17 protein-coding genes and 2 riboswitches are annotated in these 18314 nt (G+C 33.7%); of the genes, 1 reads left to right on the plus strand and 16 read right to left on the minus strand.

The features are described 5' to 3' along the window. Nucleotides 1-111: 111 nt before the first annotated feature. The 9 genes from AK212_RS02280 to AK212_RS13570 form a co-directional block, all read right to left on the minus strand. A complete protein-coding gene (locus AK212_RS02280) occupies nt 112-1233 on the minus strand; it encodes a hypothetical protein (RefSeq protein WP_053028944.1) in 1122 nt (373 codons plus the stop codon). Further along, on the minus strand, nt 1230-2429 hold the full coding sequence (locus AK212_RS02285) for a 5,10-methylene-tetrahydrofolate dehydrogenase (RefSeq protein ID WP_053028946.1): 1200 nt from the start codon (nt 2427-2429) through the stop codon (nt 1230-1232). Before AK212_RS02285 ends, AK212_RS02280 begins: the two co-directional genes overlap by 4 nt. 232 nt (nt 2430-2661) lie before the next feature. Next, a riboswitch (TPP riboswitch) is annotated at nt 2662-2762 on the plus strand. Between the two features lie 354 nt (nt 2763-3116). Then, nucleotides 3117-4040, minus strand: coding sequence for a DUF4064 domain-containing protein (locus AK212_RS02290; RefSeq protein WP_053028948.1), 924 nt, complete (start codon nt 4038-4040; stop codon nt 3117-3119). A gap of 90 nt (nt 4041-4130) precedes the next feature. Further along, nucleotides 4131-6122: an FtsX-like permease family protein gene (locus AK212_RS02295; protein ID WP_053028950.1), complete on the minus strand. Its 1992-nt coding sequence runs from the start codon at nt 6120-6122 to the stop codon at nt 4131-4133. Between the two features lies 1 nt (nt 6123). Further along, nucleotides 6124-6873: an ABC transporter ATP-binding protein gene (locus AK212_RS02300; protein ID WP_053028952.1), complete on the minus strand. Its 750-nt coding sequence runs from the start codon at nt 6871-6873 to the stop codon at nt 6124-6126. Between the two features lie 184 nt (nt 6874-7057). Then, nucleotides 7058-7954, minus strand: coding sequence for a sensor histidine kinase (locus tag AK212_RS02305; protein WP_053028954.1), 897 nt, complete (start codon nt 7952-7954; stop codon nt 7058-7060). A gap of 2 nt (nt 7955-7956) precedes the next feature. After that, nucleotides 7957-8625, minus strand: a complete 669-nt coding sequence (locus tag AK212_RS02310) for a response regulator transcription factor (RefSeq protein WP_053028956.1) — start codon at nt 8623-8625, stop codon at nt 7957-7959. Nucleotides 8626-8654: 29 nt separating this feature from the next. Further along, nucleotides 8655-8819: a hypothetical protein gene (locus AK212_RS13565; RefSeq protein WP_174841337.1), complete on the minus strand. Its 165-nt coding sequence runs from the start codon at nt 8817-8819 to the stop codon at nt 8655-8657. 176 nt (nt 8820-8995) lie between these two features. Then, complete coding sequence (locus AK212_RS13570) at nt 8996-9166, minus strand: hypothetical protein (protein WP_174841336.1); 171 nt, start codon at nt 9164-9166, stop codon at nt 8996-8998. A gap of 73 nt (nt 9167-9239) precedes the next feature. Beyond that, a riboswitch (SAM riboswitch) is annotated at nt 9240-9340 on the minus strand. A gap of 225 nt (nt 9341-9565) precedes the next feature. Between AK212_RS13570 and AK212_RS02315 the strand changes: the two genes are divergently transcribed. Then, nucleotides 9566-11035 (plus strand): alkaline phosphatase, encoded by a 1470-nt coding sequence (locus AK212_RS02315; RefSeq protein WP_053028957.1) that lies wholly within the window; start codon nt 9566-9568, stop codon nt 11033-11035. A gap of 138 nt (nt 11036-11173) precedes the next feature. On the opposite strand, the gene AK212_RS02320 is transcribed toward AK212_RS02315, so the two are convergent. The 7 genes from AK212_RS02320 to AK212_RS02350 form a co-directional block, all read right to left on the minus strand. Continuing rightward, the gene (locus AK212_RS02320) at nt 11174-12118 is read right to left on the minus strand and encodes an LCP family protein (protein WP_053029060.1); all 945 of its coding nucleotides are present in this window, start codon (nt 12116-12118) and stop codon (nt 11174-11176) included. A 20-nt stretch (nt 12119-12138) separates the two neighbouring features. Continuing rightward, nucleotides 12139-13269 carry a DegT/DnrJ/EryC1/StrS family aminotransferase gene (locus AK212_RS02325; RefSeq protein ID WP_280513654.1) on the minus strand — a complete coding sequence of 377 codons (1131 nt, stop codon included), beginning with the start codon at nt 13267-13269 and terminating at the stop codon, nt 12139-12141. Nucleotides 13270-13346: 77 nt separating this feature from the next. Next, nucleotides 13347-13970 (minus strand): acetyltransferase, encoded by a 624-nt coding sequence (locus tag AK212_RS02330; protein ID WP_053028959.1) that lies wholly within the window; start codon nt 13968-13970, stop codon nt 13347-13349. After that, entirely contained in the window at nt 13967-14563 is a 597-nt protein-coding gene (locus AK212_RS02335; protein ID WP_053028961.1) for a sugar transferase, read from the minus strand. The genes AK212_RS02330 and AK212_RS02335 overlap by 4 nt, the downstream gene beginning before the upstream one ends. A gap of 19 nt (nt 14564-14582) precedes the next feature. Next, nucleotides 14583-15788, minus strand: a complete 1206-nt coding sequence (locus tag AK212_RS02340; protein WP_053028962.1) for a glycosyltransferase family 4 protein — start codon at nt 15786-15788, stop codon at nt 14583-14585. Nucleotides 15789-15861: 73 nt separating this feature from the next. Further along, nucleotides 15862-16989, minus strand: a complete 1128-nt coding sequence (wecB, locus tag AK212_RS02345; protein ID WP_053028964.1) for a non-hydrolyzing UDP-N-acetylglucosamine 2-epimerase — start codon at nt 16987-16989, stop codon at nt 15862-15864. A 46-nt stretch (nt 16990-17035) separates the two neighbouring features. Then, nucleotides 17036-18307 (minus strand): nucleotide sugar dehydrogenase, encoded by a 1272-nt coding sequence (locus AK212_RS02350; protein WP_053028965.1) that lies wholly within the window; start codon nt 18305-18307, stop codon nt 17036-17038. Nucleotides 18308-18314: the final 7 nt, after the last annotated feature.

Here is an 18314-nt window from a genome sequence, read left to right on the forward strand (position 1 = left end):
ACATCCACGTTATAGTTCATTTTAAAGTAAGCAACCGTGATTTTCTATCATTTTTTTAATCGTGTCTAAAAAAATAAAGCCGATAAACGCATTGCGCTTCTCGACTTCAATTTAATCATTCTCGTTCTGATTTCTGTCATCATATCGCATTTGTTGTCGGTAACCATACGTACTTTCTTTAATTAATTGGTCATTCAATAGTCCAGCACCAATGGCACCTGCAACAGTCGAAATAGATGCTGCGAACCATGGAATGCTAAGATATAAATCGATGCCAGCCGGCCCTTTCAAACCAACCTGTTGTCCTAGAAAATCAGCTGGTAATAATACCAATTCAGCAATTAAAAATAACATGTAGAGAATACAATAATAAATAATAATCGCTACAAATAGTGTCATCACAGTAGTTAAATTATATAACCATGTAATGCGTTTATTACGACTTTGTTTTACTGACTCCCACAAATCATGGGACATCATAATCCAAAGCAACATACCTAACACTGCAATCACTGAGATACCAAAGAGGCGCCACATTGAGAATTCCATGCTCATCTGCCACATAGTGGTGAATATTAAGCCGAATGCGCCTGTAGTGAAAGCAATTGCCACAATATTACTTAAGCTGGCCATCATGTTAAGCGGGTTATTCGCAAAGGTCATACCACTAACGAGACGAATCATTCCCATTGACCGTGTGTTAGATAAATAGCGTAAATGATCATTGCCTGTCTCATCTAGACGCACTTCAGTTTTTTCAATTTTGGAAAATGGGAATTGTTTGTTAACAGCGTATGCGACCTCATTATGGCTATCATAGTCACTGTTTTCCGCTTCAGAATGATGCACTTCATTAATAATTGCTATAATCGCATTCTTGAAACGTTGCTTAACCGGACGCCAACCAAATGCAGGATACGAGAATACAGCCGCGCCGTTCTTCTTGTTGATATCCAACGCTAACACACGCTCGTTGTGAAACATGGGTAAATCTGTGATAGCTACAACATAATCCCATTGGCGCTGATCATGATAGTCTTGTATTTTTTTGAAAATTTTCCCTACCGATTCAGCGTAACCAGTCAGCGGATCAACCACAAGGTCCACTTTCCACTCGTGTTGGTTGTTATTCTGGTGAGACAGGATATTCGGAATATCGTCCATTAAACTTTCAGCAAGTTTCTCTGTCACACCCGGTGCGACAACTAAACCGATTGTTTTCGCTTCATTCATGCGTCATCCTCCTCTCTATGGTCTTGTTTCTTACCTTCATAAGGTTCATCATCATTGCTTTCATGGTTTGATGAAGACTGTTCAACTTCACGATGTGATACGTCTTGTGATTGTTGCGTTTCTTTCTCTTTTTCTTCTTGTTGCGCTTCTTTATAACGATGATACTGACGATACGAATACGTAATGCGACGAATCTTCTCTTCATTCTCTACAGTGGAACCCATTGCCCCGGCTAATAACCCAAGTGAGGATACAAACCATAATAATTTTAAATAATTCACAAATGTAAAGTCAGGGTTCGCACTTGTCCAATTATTAAATAAACTCACAGGTACGAATAATGAGACACTGATGGAAAGTAATACATATAAAACAATATAATTCATCAATGTAATCATGACTAAAGTGAGTAATGTCGTTGCATTATAGGTGTAACGATATACACGTTGTGATTTCGCCGTCTTTTCTTCAAATAGTTGATGCGCATATAATAGCCATCCAGCCATCCCTAATATAGAAATAATCATGAGGACAATAAATCTGATGGTTGAATATTGAACACTTAATTCCCATGGCATCGAGAAGATGGATACGTAAGTCCCAGTAGCAAACGCAACCGAAATAATCTTCTTGAAATTAAACAAGTTCTTCCATGGCTCATTTGCGCGTGTCAAACCTAAAATAAGTTGAATCCAACCTAATATTAAGAACCGATTAATATACCGTCTCTTTGGACTATCATCTTCTCTAGGGTCAACCGCTTTAGGCTGAATAAGCGGATGCACTTTCGGACGTTCTTTCGTATTATTGTGATATAACTGTTCGACGAGCGTTGTCATACTTTTCACTAACTTACGTTCTAAATCGATCCAACCTAGCGCAGGTAATGAGAGCATTGACACACGTTTCTCACTATTAAAGTCACTAATCACGACTTTATTACCGGAGATACTTGGTAAATCCGTAATACAGATGACGACATCCCATTGATGTGTTTCCTTCAACTCAGCAGCTTTATCAATACTTTCATGCACATCCTCAGCAGAGCCTATTAACAAATCTACTTTACGCTCGAAGTGCCAGTCATCCACTTCATCAATACGTTCATGCAACTGCTGTTTGATTTTAGGTATCGCATGTTCCACTAGCTTATGTGCTACACCTGGCGATGGCACTAACCCAATCGTATAGGTCATGTTGAACCTCCTTCCATTTACGATGTATTCGTTTAACGATGTCTTATTTTGAAAAGTGATTATTTCACGATGATCAAAATGATGCAATGTTCATTTTATGATAATTAAAATACTTTTTACAATAAAATTAGTTAATATTATTATATTAATTTATCACGCTATAATCACAACGCATCATTGTATAGCCTTGACTTCTAGATTTAAAACTACTAAATTAAATATATAGTATAAATATATGCACTAGGGGTGTTTTAAACTGAGATGGAGTATGACTCCAAACCCTTTGAACCTGAACTAGGTCGTACTAGCGTAGGAAAGTGTGGACGGAATTGTAGATCATATTTAAGGTTTAGATAACTATGCCTTATTTCATATAAGCTTACATCTATCATTTACGTGACTTTCCTATGTGTGAAGGTTGCGTATTTTTTACTTTAAACAGCGTAATAGAGGTGACTGCCAGACAACTTGATTATTGTAGCGTGTGTGCCATAGTGATGTAGGTCGTGTCTGAGAGAAACTCAGACTAGTAGCATTATAGAAAATTCATTTTATTTATCCAATTCATTTATCCGTATAATAGAAATTAACGTAACGTCGGTGATGCTAACTTAGGAGCGTCGCCGACTTCTTTATTGTAATTAAAAAGAGCGAGACATTCGTCTCACTCTTTAAACGACTCAACTTTTAATATTTGTAAGGATCGTTATCTTTTTTATCTTTCAATTTGTCCGCTTCTTCACGTACAAAATCTTGATCTTTATGATTGTGTTGTGATTGTTCAAAATCACTTACATCCTTATGCGCTTCATCTTGATATCTATCGCTACGAGAACTATATTGCGTATGGTTGTTATGTTCATCTCGGTCATGGTCCACATTATGTTCAGAATCATGACGCGTATTTACGTAACGATTGTTATCATCACTATGATTTAAATGTTGATGGCTACCATTGTGCACATCGTCATGAGATTGTTGCTGACGATCATGATGCACATCATCATTTGAATAGTGTTCTTTAATTGCGCTTTGTTCTTTTGCTTTATCTTCTTCATCTAAGATAAAGGCATTATTTTCAGCGTTAACCGCTTTATCATCATGACGGTTATCATAGTCATGGTTACGGTTGTTGTTGTTGTAGTAACCATTGTCATAAGTGTCTTTCTTCTTACCTTTTCTTACTAATAACATGATACCTGCTACAATCCAAAGAATAGCACTAATCCAGTTAGACATGATGGCAACTAGCGCTGCAATAATTAATAAGATACCTGCGATTTTAGGTTTCTTACTAATAAGAATACCACCGATGATTGCTAATACCAATGTAATCACGGCACCCCAAGTTAAGAAACTGAAGAAGCTACCTAAGGCATCGAAACCTTGGTTCATTTCATATGCAGAGAGTGTATTACCTTGATTTTGAGACTCTCTAACCATTTGATCTTTGAAACTATCATTGCTCATTAATGGTTTAAGAACTAAGAACATGATTGCAATTAATGCTTGTAATGCAACCCCTAACCAAGTAAGAATATGTTCTACTGTGCGTTTAATTTTGTTGTTTTGCGTTTGATGCGATGTATAATCGTTTGTTTGATTAGCCATTTTTACGCCTCCTTTTCTTGTTCTATACCCTTGCGTGGACTAGGTTACACTTATTTTCCAAAAAGTATAACAAATTTCTAACGCAAATATTTAATGGTATCGATTAACAATCATGTAGTAAATGCGTGAGGTAATCCAATACATTAAGGCGTAAATCACAACAATCGATATGATGACACCGACATAGCTGGTCACAAACACACCAATGCGGTTCACATTGAGAATGCCTAAAACATTAAATATAATCTTGGAGGCAAAGATCACATGCATCGTTGCCACAATAATCGGTAATGCAAATATCCAGATAATTTGTTTATTAATGGTAGCTTTAATACGCGCTTTTTCAATTCCCACTTGCTGCATAATTTGATAATTTTTACGATCCTCATAACCTTCTGCAACATTTTTATAATACATCATTAAGAATGTGCCTATGAATAGAATGATAGACACTACCGTTCCAATAAAGATAAGCCCACCATTGATTTCATATAATGTGCCTGCCACTTCTCTTTTATCATCAATACTCACTTTATAGCGTTGCATTAGTTTATTTTTCACTTTATCAAAGTCAGATGTGTGCTTTGTCATGATATTAAAATGCATAAATGTGTTTTGAACTTTCTGCGTGCCATGATGGTCGTTCTTATCAGCATTGACATAATAATTGGTTAATTGTTGGAATGTCTTATCATCTGGAGTAATAATGGTTAACGATCCTGGAACTGGATATGAATAATTATGACCATTGATGTGTTTAACCTTGAAGCGATCACCCATCATTGTTGCCGTGCTTAATTTTTTAAAAGGTTGATTTAAACTTTCAAATCCTAATTCACCATGTTTCAACTTAACCTTCTTCGTGTTTAGCTCATTATAATCGTGCTGTGTCATAATCACGAGATAGGCACTATTAATCGTCATATTATAATCTTTATTATTACGATGTTTAAATAATCCTGGTTGTTTGTAATCCACCGCAATTAGTGAAACTGCATTCTTTTTAAAGAAATCAACTTTATCATGATCTTTAATATCACGTTCCAAATGACGTACTTTCTCCTGAGTCTTCTTATTATTGTGAAGATTTCCATCTATTGAAACTCTATATTGATCCGACATAATAGAATCGACCTGATCCGATATCCCTCGATAAGTTGAAATCGTCATACCCACAGTAACAATTAAAAATGTACATAACATCGTGATGCTTGCAAGTCCAATCGCATTTGAATTCATCCTAGACTGCAATCCCGAAATGGTAAAAAAGTATTTGGGATTATAATACAATTTAGGGATTCGCTTTAACCAATCCAACAGTAAAATGCCCAACGACAAATATAAACAGTACGTCCCAATCATAACCAACCCAATGGCACCGAACAAATTATATAGCGAGCGCAAAATCATTTGATTAGAAAGGGCAATATGATAACTGCTAAATAACGTAATGATGCCAATAACGAGCAAGCTATACAGCACAAATTGTGGTAGCTTTCTTTCAGACCTCTGACGTTGAGAAATTAATTTGATAGGACTTTGGAACATGATTTTCACGTTATTAATGAAGAATAGCAATAACATCACTGCTGCTAGTAAGGCTAATGTAATAAGCATCGCATTCACATTAAACGGATAATCCATGACTGACATGCCCGTTTGATGCATCAGTTTGTTCATCAGCATAAAGATTAACACACCAAAGAGATAGCCACCGATAATACTGATGAGTGCAATGAAGATAGATTGATATAACATTTCAATCAGCATAATCAATCGGAAATGTTTCTTCTCCATGCCCAGTATCATATTCATCGCAAGTTCTTGCTGACGACGTTTCATTATGAAGCGGTTCGCATATAAGATAAATACGAACCCCAAGACACTCATAAAGAAATTACCAATGCCAATAAATATCGGCAATAGCTGACTACGTTGTTGCACATATGTATTCATATTAAGTGACAGTAGAATAAATTCAGCTGCGAACATGATACCCAGTGCGAGTATGAAGGGCATAATGACATGTCGCTGCATCTTGAAATTCTGAGCAATCATCTTCCATAACAAGTGTATGGTCATATTAGTCCCCTCTTTCATTTAGAATGGCCAAACTATCGGCGATACGTTTCTGAAATGCTTGTTGCGATTCCTCTCCTCGATAGATTTCATGATACAAACGCCCATCTTTAATAAACAATACGCGTTGCGCATAAGCGGCATCAATCGTTGAATGGGTGACCATGAGTATCGTTTGTGCATGATCATTAATATCTCGAAACAACGTCATAATTTGTTTAGATGTCTTTGAATCGAGCGCACCCGTTGGCTCATCTGCAAGTAATAAATCCGGTTCATTGATTAAGGCACGACCAATCGCAATACGTTGTTGTTCACCACCCGAAATTTGATACGGATATTTATTAAGCAATGTCTCAACACCTAGCTTAGCGCTCAACGATTTAATCCGTTCCGCCATCACTTTATGCGAACGATTCGCAAGAACGAGGGGCATTAACATATTATCTTGATTGGTCATCGTTGGCAGCACGTTGAAATCTTGAAAGACGAAACCAAGGTTATCACGACGGAAATGTGCAATTTGTTTATTACGTAACTTGCGAATATCTTGATGATTAATTGTGATCTGACCCTCAGACACTTTATCAAACGTGGCAATTAAGTTTAGTAACGTAGATTTACCTGAACCCGATTCACCCATAATCGCTACAAACTCACCCTTATTAACGGTGAACGAAATACCATTCAGCGCTGTCGTCGCATTCAGTCCTCTACCAAACGTTTTCTTTACATTCTTAACGTCTAATAACATCGTCTTACCCTCACTTTCTTAAAAGTTCTGTTATCTAAAGTAGTCTTATTCAAGATGGCATCCTATGCTTTGTGCTAAGACTACTTCAAGTGCTTTATTGTTATCTCTATCATAAAACAAAAAAAGACCAACAACATTGATAATTTCTTACAAATGTTGTTGGCTAGCTTACAATATTGAAAGTTTAATTATTTTTCGGGAAATAAATACTAAATGCGGTACCTTGATTAAGTTCAGACTGAACATCTACGTGATGATGTAAATGTCGCGCTATATGTTTAACGATAAACAAGCCGATACCAGATGATTTGTCATTCAACCGACCGTTATAACCTGAATAGCCCTTATCAAAGATCTTCGGTAAGTCCGCTCGACTAATGCCGATACCATTATCACGAATGGTTAAGACGCGTTGTTGTTGATCAAACGTAATCCAAATATCCTTACCTCGCGCATACTTCAACGCATTATTTAATAGTTGTTCAATCATGATTGAACACCATTGTGCATCTGTGAGCACCTCATCTTCGCACCGCTCATAATGAATCTTAGTCTTCTGGTCAATAAATTGAATCGAATATTTCATAATTAATGGCCGCACTAAATCATTAATGGATACCTTTGAAAAGGACATGTCCGTTTCCTGGTTCATTAGTTTCAAATAACTTAAGGCTAAGCTTGTATAATTATCAATTTGAATAATTTCTTGGCGTACACGATTGACGACATTCTCTTCGTTACGTTCTAATAATAATTTAGATGCTGTAATAGGCGTCTTCATCTGATGCACCCAAGTTAAGAAGTAGTTCTCCACACTCTCTTGATACGCAGTTTGATTACTTTTAACGTGTTGCAGTTCATATTCAAGCTCATGAATCAAATCTTCCTTCTTAACTTCCGCTTTAAAGCCACTTAACTGTACTAACCAGTAGATAACCATGATAAACAGTATAATTCCTGCACCCAATACATAGGCACTCAGTGACAAATTAAAGAGAAAGAAGATAAGTAAAAACAACAGTAGAAACATCACGACAATAATGATTTCATTTAAAATCGATTTCAAAAATGCTTTCACCATCATTACGACACCTTATATCCAACATTCTTCTTCGTTTCAATTAAATCTACAATACCGATTGATTGTAATTTCTTACGCAAACGCGTCATATTTACTGCTAACGTATTGTCATCGATAAAATTCTCAGATTCCCAACACTTTTCAATTAGAGCTGTACGACTGACATACTTACCTTCATTACGAAACAGCATATTCAAAATTTGTAATTCGGTAAAGGATAATTGAACGGATTCATCATTGTGGTAAAGCGTTGCTTCGTCTACAACCAGCTTGCAATCTTTGACCGTAACTTCATTATTAGAGACTGCTAAATCATACGTTCTACGCAGTAATGCTTGAATCTTAGTCACAGTCAACGATAGATTAAATGGTTTCTCGATAAAATCATCGCCGCCCATTTGGATTGCCATAATTTGATCCATATTATCCGTTCTTGAACTAATAAACATGATTGGCACATTAGATGTCTTACGAATTTCTTGACACCAATGATAACCATTATATGTTGGTAAATTGATATCGAGCAACACAAGTTGTGGTTGATGTGTTTGAAACTCGTCAAGAACATTATCAAATTGTTTGGCCACAATGACATCGTAATGCCACTGCGCTAACGCTTGCTCTAAACTTTCCGCAATGACAAAGTCATCTTCCACGATTAATACTTTCATATTGCTCACCTTTCATTACACGTTTAATTTTATGATTTATCATTATCATCATAGTCAGGATTTGAAATTTTGTTCTTTTCCTTTTCTAATTCTGCATCTTTATGTTCAGTTCGTTTTTTACGCTTACGTTCTTCCATTATTGATAATGCGATAAATCCAATGATAAGTAGTGGTGATAACATAATTAATATCATCGATTGAACACCTCTATTTCTTATAGTCGATAGCTACATCGTCTTCGTCTTCATTTTACAACTTTACTTATAAAATGAACATCATAAAACAGAAGCGATACCAAAATCATAACGATTTCAACGTACCGCTTCTTATATTATAACGTCTAATCATTTATGCCGATGAAGATCCATTATTACTTTTTATTTAAGATGTACGTTCTAATATCCTCAATAGAAACACTATCGTATATTTGCTTTTTAGTTTCTCCTATCTTAGCCACTTTCATCATACTTCCACCATAACGCTTTGGTGAATACTGTTTCCAATAATCTAATTGTTCAAATAGTTCTTGCAATGTTGCCATATGTTTTACCACCTTTTTATAAATTTGGGTAAATAAAATAGCCCTCCTTAAATAAGAAGCGCTCACGGACATCTTCTTATCTGTCAGGAATCCCTGTTGGATTTAGCACCTCACGTCAAACGCAGTTGCTGGAGCTTCATAGGGCCAATTCCCTCCACTCACTCTTAATAAGACAAACTATTTTATTTATACGTATTATAGCTTATTAATGAACAATGTAAAAGTATAAAGCTTGCAATATTTGATAAAACTAAATATAAAATAAATTCTATACATTAATAATTGTTTACAATTACTTAACTTAAAAATAACTTTATACTAACTGAAAATCAAATAAAATTTCTTAATATAAAGAGTGTAACAACTAAACACTATACATATTAGGGGGCTTTTTTTAAAATGAGTTTCATCAACAAATTTGGTAAGACAACGCTAGCGAGTTCAATCTTAGCTGCATCCGTGTTAGGGACGACACACGTATCATTTGCATCAGGTTCTGGCGAAGGTAATCAAGGCCAACAAGGACAAGATGAAGATTACATGGCAATAGGTAATACGAAGAATCCTAAAAACGTTATCTTCATGGTCGGCGATGGTATGGGTAAATCACACACTTCTGCATACCGTCACTTTGCAGATAATCCTGATACTAAAGAAGTTGAAAAAACATCATTCGACAAATACTTAATAGGTGCACACCAAACACATAACGATGATGAAAAAGAAAACATCACAGACTCAGCAGCTGCCGGTACAGCATTAAGCACTGGACATAAATCGTATAACGGTGCAATCGGTGTAGACACAAACAAAAACAAATTAAAAACCGTGTTAGAACAAGCTAAAGAAAACGGCAAAGCAACTGGCTTAGTGTCAACAGCTGAAATTACTGACGCAACACCTGCCGTTTATGCTGCGCACGTTGACGACCGCGGTAAGAAAGATGAAATCGCACAACAATTCTATAATGATAAAATTAATGGTCAACATAAAGTAGACGTCTTATTAGGTGGTGGCGCTAAATACTTCGGTAAAGACAATGGTAACCTAACAGATAAATTCCAAAAAGACGGTTATGATTACGTTACAAACAAAGATGAACTTGCAAATTCACAAAGTGATCAAGTCTTAGGTTTATTCTCTGAAAAAGATATGCCATTACAAATTGACGCATCAGCTGATGAACCAAAATTAGCTGATATGCAAGACGCAGCATTAGACAAATTAGAGAAAAATGAAAATGGATTCTTCTTAATGGTTGAAGGTGCATCAATCGATAAAGCCGCACATCCAAACGATATCACAGGCGTTATGTCTGAAATGTCTAGCTTCGATCAATCATTCCAAAAAGCAATGGAATACGCTGAAAACCATAAAGATACATTAGTCGTTGCAACAGCCGACCATGCTACTGGTGGTTTATCAATGGGCTCAGGCGATGAATATGTATGGAAACCTGAAGCCATTCGTAATATGAAACATTCTGGTTCATACATGACAAAGCAAATTGTAGACGGTAAAGATCCTGAAAAAGTAATCAACGAAGGCTATGGCATTGAATTCCCTTCTAAACAAATGGATAAAGTGAAAGATGCGACTAAAGCACTTAAAGACGCACAAGACAAAGCGAAAAGCGACGACGATGAAAACGTAGCAAAAGCAACAACGACATTACAAGATGCGATTCAAAAACCAATCAACGAAGCATCACATACAGGTTGGACAACTTACGGTCATACCGGTGAAGATGTAGACATTTATGCACAAGGCCCAGGTTCAGAAAAATTCCGTGGCAATATCGATAATACAGATAACGCTAAAAACATCTTTGATTTCTTTAGCGGTGATGTCACTTCAAATCAAAATTAATAAAAAATAAACATGATCACTTAGTTTAAAGTAGTTATTTGTCTTTTGTATGATATGTATTTGAAAATATATGAAGTGATCATAGTGATTAAAAAAGCACTTTGTCAATGATTAAAGTCATCGACAAAGTGCTTTCATTTAATTAAGATTTAAGTTTTCTTTTAATTTTTGTTTTACTTCATTTAAGCTATTTTTATCAGGATAGAAGTAATACAAATTATCATCGCCAAGCGCATTTTGACCATTGATTGTTAAACGTTCAACATTGTCTTGTGCTTTATCATAGTCAGATTTGAAGCGATTTAACTGCACGAAACTTAAGTCCGTTTTCAAGTTATCTTGAGCAGCTTTAAAAATACCATTCAATTTTGTTACTGAATTAACAGAGAATGCTTCTCTTGCAACTGCAGTAATCACTTGTTGCTGACGTAATTGACGACCTTCATCGCCACCAGCACCATCTTCCTTACGACTACGCATGTATGCTAAAGCTTCTTTACCGTCCATGTGATACTTTTTACCTTTTTCGAAATGGAATGGTGTTTGTGACTTAGTAGTAAACGTACCATTACTAACTATATCAACTCCCCCTAATTCATCAACAACTGTTTTAACACCATCCATATTAATAGCTATATAATGATCCACTGGTACATCCATTAAATTTTCCAATGAATTTACAGCCATTTTAGGGCCACCATAGGCATAAGCGTGGTTGATTTTTTCAGTAGTTCCATGTCCAACAATTTTAGTTCGTGTATCACGAGGTACACTTACCATCACAGTTTTTTTATCGTCCGGATTAATAGACATTAATACAATAGAGTCACTACGTTGACCGAGATTTTCTTGTTGTCTCTCTGCATCATCATCTATACCATAAAGTACAACTGTCATGGGATCCCCTTCTTTAGCAGCCTTATGTCTTAATTGCGAATGCTCCCTATCTAAAGATTCGTTAATCGAATTATTTAATGAATGTAATTTCGTAAAGATAAAAATAGCTGCAGCAACAATAAGGACTAATAAAACAATCAAAATTGTTATAATTACTTTAAAAGTAGTTGATTTCTTTTTTTTCATAATCATTGACCACTCATTTTTTATAGACTTTTAATAATTTCAATCACTCGATTTTGTTGCGCATCTGTCATATCAGAACCTGATGGTAAACATACACCATGATTAAATAAATATGCGCCATTATCATTTCCACTCGTTATATAGTCATAAGATTCAAAGAATGGTTGAAGGTGCATTGGTTTCCAAACAGGACGTGCTTCAATATTATTTTGTTGTAAAGCATCAATTAAATCTAATGCGCTAAATCCAGTTTTACTTTCATCAATTGTTAATGCAGTTAACCAACGATTTGATTTCGAATTAGGTAATTCTGGTTGGAAGTCAAAACCTTCAATACTACCAAATGTTGCATTATACTTATCGAAAATTTCACGGCGACGTTGAATACGCTGATCTAATACTTCCATTTGTCCTCTACCAATTCCTGCAGAAATATTACTTAATCGGTAGTTAAAACCTAATTCACTATGTTGATAGTGTAAGGCTTTATCTCTTGACTGAGTTGATAAAAATAACGCATGCGCTATGCTTTTCTCATCATTAGAAATCAGCATACCTCCGCCACTAGTAGTAATAATTTTATTACCATTAAATGAGTAGATACCAAAATCACCGAAAGTACCACTTTTTTTGCCATTATATTCTGCACCAAGTGATTCTGCAGCATCTTCAATTAGAATTGAACCATATTGATTGCAAATCTCTTTAATTTCATCCATTTTAGCAGATTGACCGTAAAGATTAACAGAGACTACAGCCTTAGGAGTTATGCCTTTTTCAGCGTATTTCTCAAAAGCTTTACGTAAAGCTACAGGTGACATATTCCAAGTATCCATATCTGAATCAATAAAGACAGGCTTAGCACCTTGATAAATAATTGGATTTGCTGAGGCACTGAAAGTTAACGAACTACAAAAAACAACGTCATCTTTTTGTACACCACTTTCAATTAAAGCTAAATGAATTGCAGCTGTTCCACTCGTCAAAGCTAGTGCTGAATTAATTCCAGTATAGTTTTTTACACTATTTTCAAATTCGGTTACGTTTTCTCCTAAAGGTGCCACCCAATTTTTTTCAAATGCATCATGGATATAATCAAGTTCTGTACCTCCCATATGAGGTCTTGATAAAAATATTCTTTCTTCTTTCACTTTAATCTACTCCTTAAACCTAAATTCTTTCAATATTATGTTTTTAAAATTTTATTATTATAAAAAGATTTTAGTCGCTAGATTTCTTTTTTAACTTTCGCTGGACTTCCTACAACTAATTTATTATCTGGAATATCATTCACTACTGTAGCGCCAGCTCCAACTAAACAATTCTTTCCAACTTGTATACATGGAATTAGGCAAGCACCGGCTCCAATTTGAGTTCCTTCATTGATAACCGACCCTCCAGTAAGAGTTGAGTTGGGAGAAATATGAACAAAATCCTTAATATTAATATCATGTCCTACACTTGCTAATGTATTTATAATGCACTGATTACCGATATTTGTACTAGCATTAATAACCGCATTTCCCATAACTACAGTGCCTTGACCTATATGTACATTAGAACCTATTACAACAGATGGATGAATTAAAGTTACATACTTTTCATCAGGTAAGTTTAAAGTTTCATAAATTTCTTTTCTAATTTTGTTATTCCCTATTGCAATGAAAAAATGATAATCTTTTACATAATTTTTAAAATTATCAATATTATCATATATTAGTCCATTAGAAATATCTTTATGCTCATATTTTTGATCCAAATAACCGCAAAGCTTACAATCTTCAGATAATTTTATAATATCTGATATAACTTTAGAATGCCCGCCGTTACCTATTAATATTACTTTTTTCATGTCTTGTTTCCCTCAAATCTCTTCATTGAAACTGTTTCACTTGCATTTATATCTTTTCTTTTTAAAACATTTAAAACAGTTTTATAAAGTATATAGATATCTAATTTAAGAGATTGATTTTCAACATATAATATATCTAATTTAAACTTTTGTTCCCAAGAAATAGCATTTCTACCATTTATTTGAGCCCATCCTGTTATCCCAGGTTTAACATCATGACGTTTTTTTTGTTCATCATTGTAAAGTGATAAATATTCCATCAATAAAGGTCTAGGACCCACTAAACTTATATCACCTTTCAAAACATTAATAAGTTGAGGAATTTCATCAATACTTGTTTTTCTTACTAACCTTCCAAACTCCGTCATTCTTTCTGAATTAGGAAGTAATTGACCATTTTCATCTCTTTCGTCAGTCATTGTTCTAAACTTATATATTTCAAAAGGTTTTCCATTTATTCCTGGTCGTGTCTGTTTGAAAAGTACAGGCTTGCCTAATTTTTTTGAGATGAGTATAGCAGTAGTCAGTGTGATTGGTGCCGAAACGATCAATCCTATTGAACTAACAGATATATCTAGTAATCTTTTTAACATCTTTACACCTCACAAAATTTTAATATCGATGAATGAAGTTCATCATATCTTTTACATTATTTTCAATTTTAAAATAATTGTTGAACATTAATTTAGAATAATTACCCATCTCAGTTCGTAACTCATGGTTATTAGAAATTTCGATAGCTTTGTTAATAAAATTATCAACATTACCGTCGTTAATCCAATAGCCACATTGATTATTAACTATTTCTAATCCAATATCTGTATTTGGATCAGTCATAGACAATATTGGCTTACTTAACATCAAATAACTTGATAATCTTGATGGATAATTAGGAATAGTAAATCTTTTATCTAAGAAGATTAAACCCACATCACTAACTTTCAAAAGTTCATCGTAATCATTTTTTGGTAATTGATTAAAGATATAAACATTATCAATTTTTTCTCCATAATTTTGTATTTCAGCAAATTTTGTTCCACTTCCCACAATAACTAATTGTCCTTTTTCAACATTGTCAAAGTTTTTTATTACTTCTTTAATGTTTTCTGCTCCTTGGGGAGCTCCCAAATTTCCTCCATAAATAAATGTTATTTTATTAGGATTCAAATTATATTTGGTATATAATTTTTCTTTATTAATTTCAATTTCTTTTGAAGTATCATACAATGCATTTCTAAATATATGAACTTTATTTTGATTAATAAACTTATTATGTTTAAGAATAAATTCTTTATTCTTGGGAGACATAACTCCTATATAATCAGAAATTTTATAAGTTTTTTTCTCTTTCATTCTAAAAAAACTATAAAAAGGGCTCGTTTTTTTAAACATATTTAAATCTATAGCATTTTGTGGGAAAATATCTTTCAAAATCAAATATGTGGTAGCATTATTACGTTTTTTTAATTTACTAATTAGGTTTGGAAACGTAATAGGTGGAGTAGAATAAAATATTGTGTCAAATTTCTCTTTACTATAAAATTTTTTTAAAGCTTTGTCATATAAACTTTCAATTAATACTGTACTAATTCCTTTTTCAATTACATTTGTTTTTGTAATATTAGGAATCTTAACTCTTAATATATTTATGTTTTTAAAGCTTTTAATATGAGTTTTATTTCTATTTCTTCTTTGTGTTGGGGAAACGACTAAAACTTTATCATAGTATTTACTTAACTCATTTATAAAATCATGATAAATACCAGTTTCATTTGTATTGTCCATTTCTTTGATAGTCAAAAAGATTGCACTTTTCATATTATCTCTCCTAAAAATTTTCGATAAATACATTTCTATACTATTTTTTTAGTATAGAAATGTATCTAATTATTTAAAAAGAGGTTGGCTTTTCCGCTCTTAATTCAAAATAATATTCAATGTTTTCACAAATACGTTTTGAAGCTTCTCCATCACCATAAGGATTGCTAGCTTTACTCATTTTTAAATATTCATTTTTATTATCTAATAAGTTCTTAGTTTCTTCTAAAACTGACTTAAAATCAGTACCAATTACTTTTAAGGTACCAGCTTGAACACCCTCAGGGCGTTCAGTTGTATCTCGTAATACTAATACTGGTTTACCTAAAGATGGGGCCTCTTCTTGTACACCACCTGAATCAGTGAGTATTAGATGAGATTGATTTGCGAAATTATGAAAATCTACTACATCGAGCGGTTCAATAAGCTCTATTCTCGAATGATTTTCTAGATATTGACTAGCAATGTCTCTCACTTTAGGATTTTTATGCATAGGATAAACCACTACAATATCTTCATACTCATCCACTAGTTGTTTCACTGCTTTGAAAATATTATGCATTGGTTCTCCAGTATTTTCTCTTCGATGAGCTGTTAATAAAATAATTCTCTTATCACTATGTTTTTGTAAAATATCAGAATGATAATCTTCTTTAATAGTTGTCTTCATTGCATCAATGGCAGTATTACCAGTAACCACAATACTTTCTTCAGCTTTGTTTTCGTTTCTCAAATTATCTGCAGCATTATTAGTTGGAGCAAAGTTTAAATCTGCCATATTACTTACCATGACTCTATTCATTTCTTCAGGAAACGGAGAATACTTATTCCAAGTTCTTAAACCTGCTTCTACATGTCCAATTGGCGTTTGGTTATAAAAAGCAGTTAACCCGCCAACAAATGTAGAAGTTGTGTCACCGTGAACAAGCACCATATCTGGTTCTTCTTCTTTAATAACAGCGTCTAATTTAGTTGTAATTCTTGACGTGAGTTCAGCTAAGGTTTGATTAGCTTTCATAATATTTAAATCATGATCAGGTTTTACATCAAAAATATTCAAGACACTATCTAACATTTCTCTATGTTGTGCAGTAATTACTACCACTGGCTTTAGATTTTCATTCTTTTGTAATTCTTTAACTAAAGGCGCCATTTTAATCGCTTCAGGACGAGTACCAAAAATAGTCATTATTTTTTTCATTTTTTTATACCCCTTATTAATTGAATATTCTAAATACAATCCTATTTTAGTTTTTTAACTCAATATCTCTTGTTTTAAATAGATTACCATAGTTAAAGTATGAAACTTCATTAAAGTTTGTTTTAACGACATTTTTAGTATCTAAAATCACTTTATTTTTCATATTTTTAAAGTCATCATCATTTAAGTTTTTAAATTCTGAATGATCAGTCAAGATTAATACTAATGACGCATCGGTTGTGGCTTTTGTGATATCTTTTTCAATAAAATCTAACTCTACGTGTGGATCGTAAGCTACTACTTCTAAATTTTCTTCTTGTAGTAATTTATAAATATCAAAAGCTGGAGATTCTCTAATGTCATCTACATCGCCTTTATAAGTTAAACCAAATACCGCCACTTTAGCTTTATCAACACCTGATAAAATTTGTTTTACATTTTCTACTACATATTCAGGCATTGAACGATTAATTTTTCTACCATTTTGAATTAATGGTGAATGTTCAGGGTCTTTAGCAATGATGAAATATGGATCAACTGCTAAACAATGACCTCCTACACCCGGACCTGGTAAATGAATATTTACGCGTGGATGTTTATTAGCCATTTCAATAACATCAAGAACATTAATATCTAGATTATTACTTATTTTTGTAAGTTCATTTGCTAATGCAATATTTAAGTCACGATAAGTATTTTCCATTAGCTTACTCATTTCAGCAGTACGAGCATTGGTTTCAATCATTTCACCTTGAACAAATGTATTGTAAACACGTTTACCAGCTTCTACACAATTAGACGTCACACCACCAATGATACGGTTATTGTATACTAACTCTTCTAATATTTTTCCAGGTAACACACGTTCTGGACAGTGTACTAAATAAATATCCTCACCAATTGTAAATCCTTCATTTTCAATAACAGGTTTAACATGATCATCCATTGTACGTGGTGCGATAGTAGACTCAACTATTATGGTATCTCCTTTTTTCAGATAAGGTAAAATACTATTTACCGCGCTTAGAACGATAGAAATATCACAAGATTCATACTCATCATCATTATTAGGAGTTGGTACAGAGATAATAAATGCATCAGCTTCAGCTGGCTTTGTAGAAACTTTTAGTTTTCCTTTTTTTAGAACTTCTTCAAATACTTCTTGTAAGCCTGGTTCTTCAATATTAACCTTACCATTTTGCAAACTATCAATTGTTTTTTGATTAATATCTACACCTAATACATCTACACCGTGTTTAGCAAACATAATTGAAGTCGGTAATCCAATATATCCTAATCCTACTACTGTTAATTTCAAATTTTTA

The sequence above is a fragment of the Staphylococcus borealis genome (genome assembly GCF_001224225.1).
GTDB lineage: Bacteria > Bacillota > Bacilli > Staphylococcales > Staphylococcaceae > Staphylococcus > Staphylococcus borealis.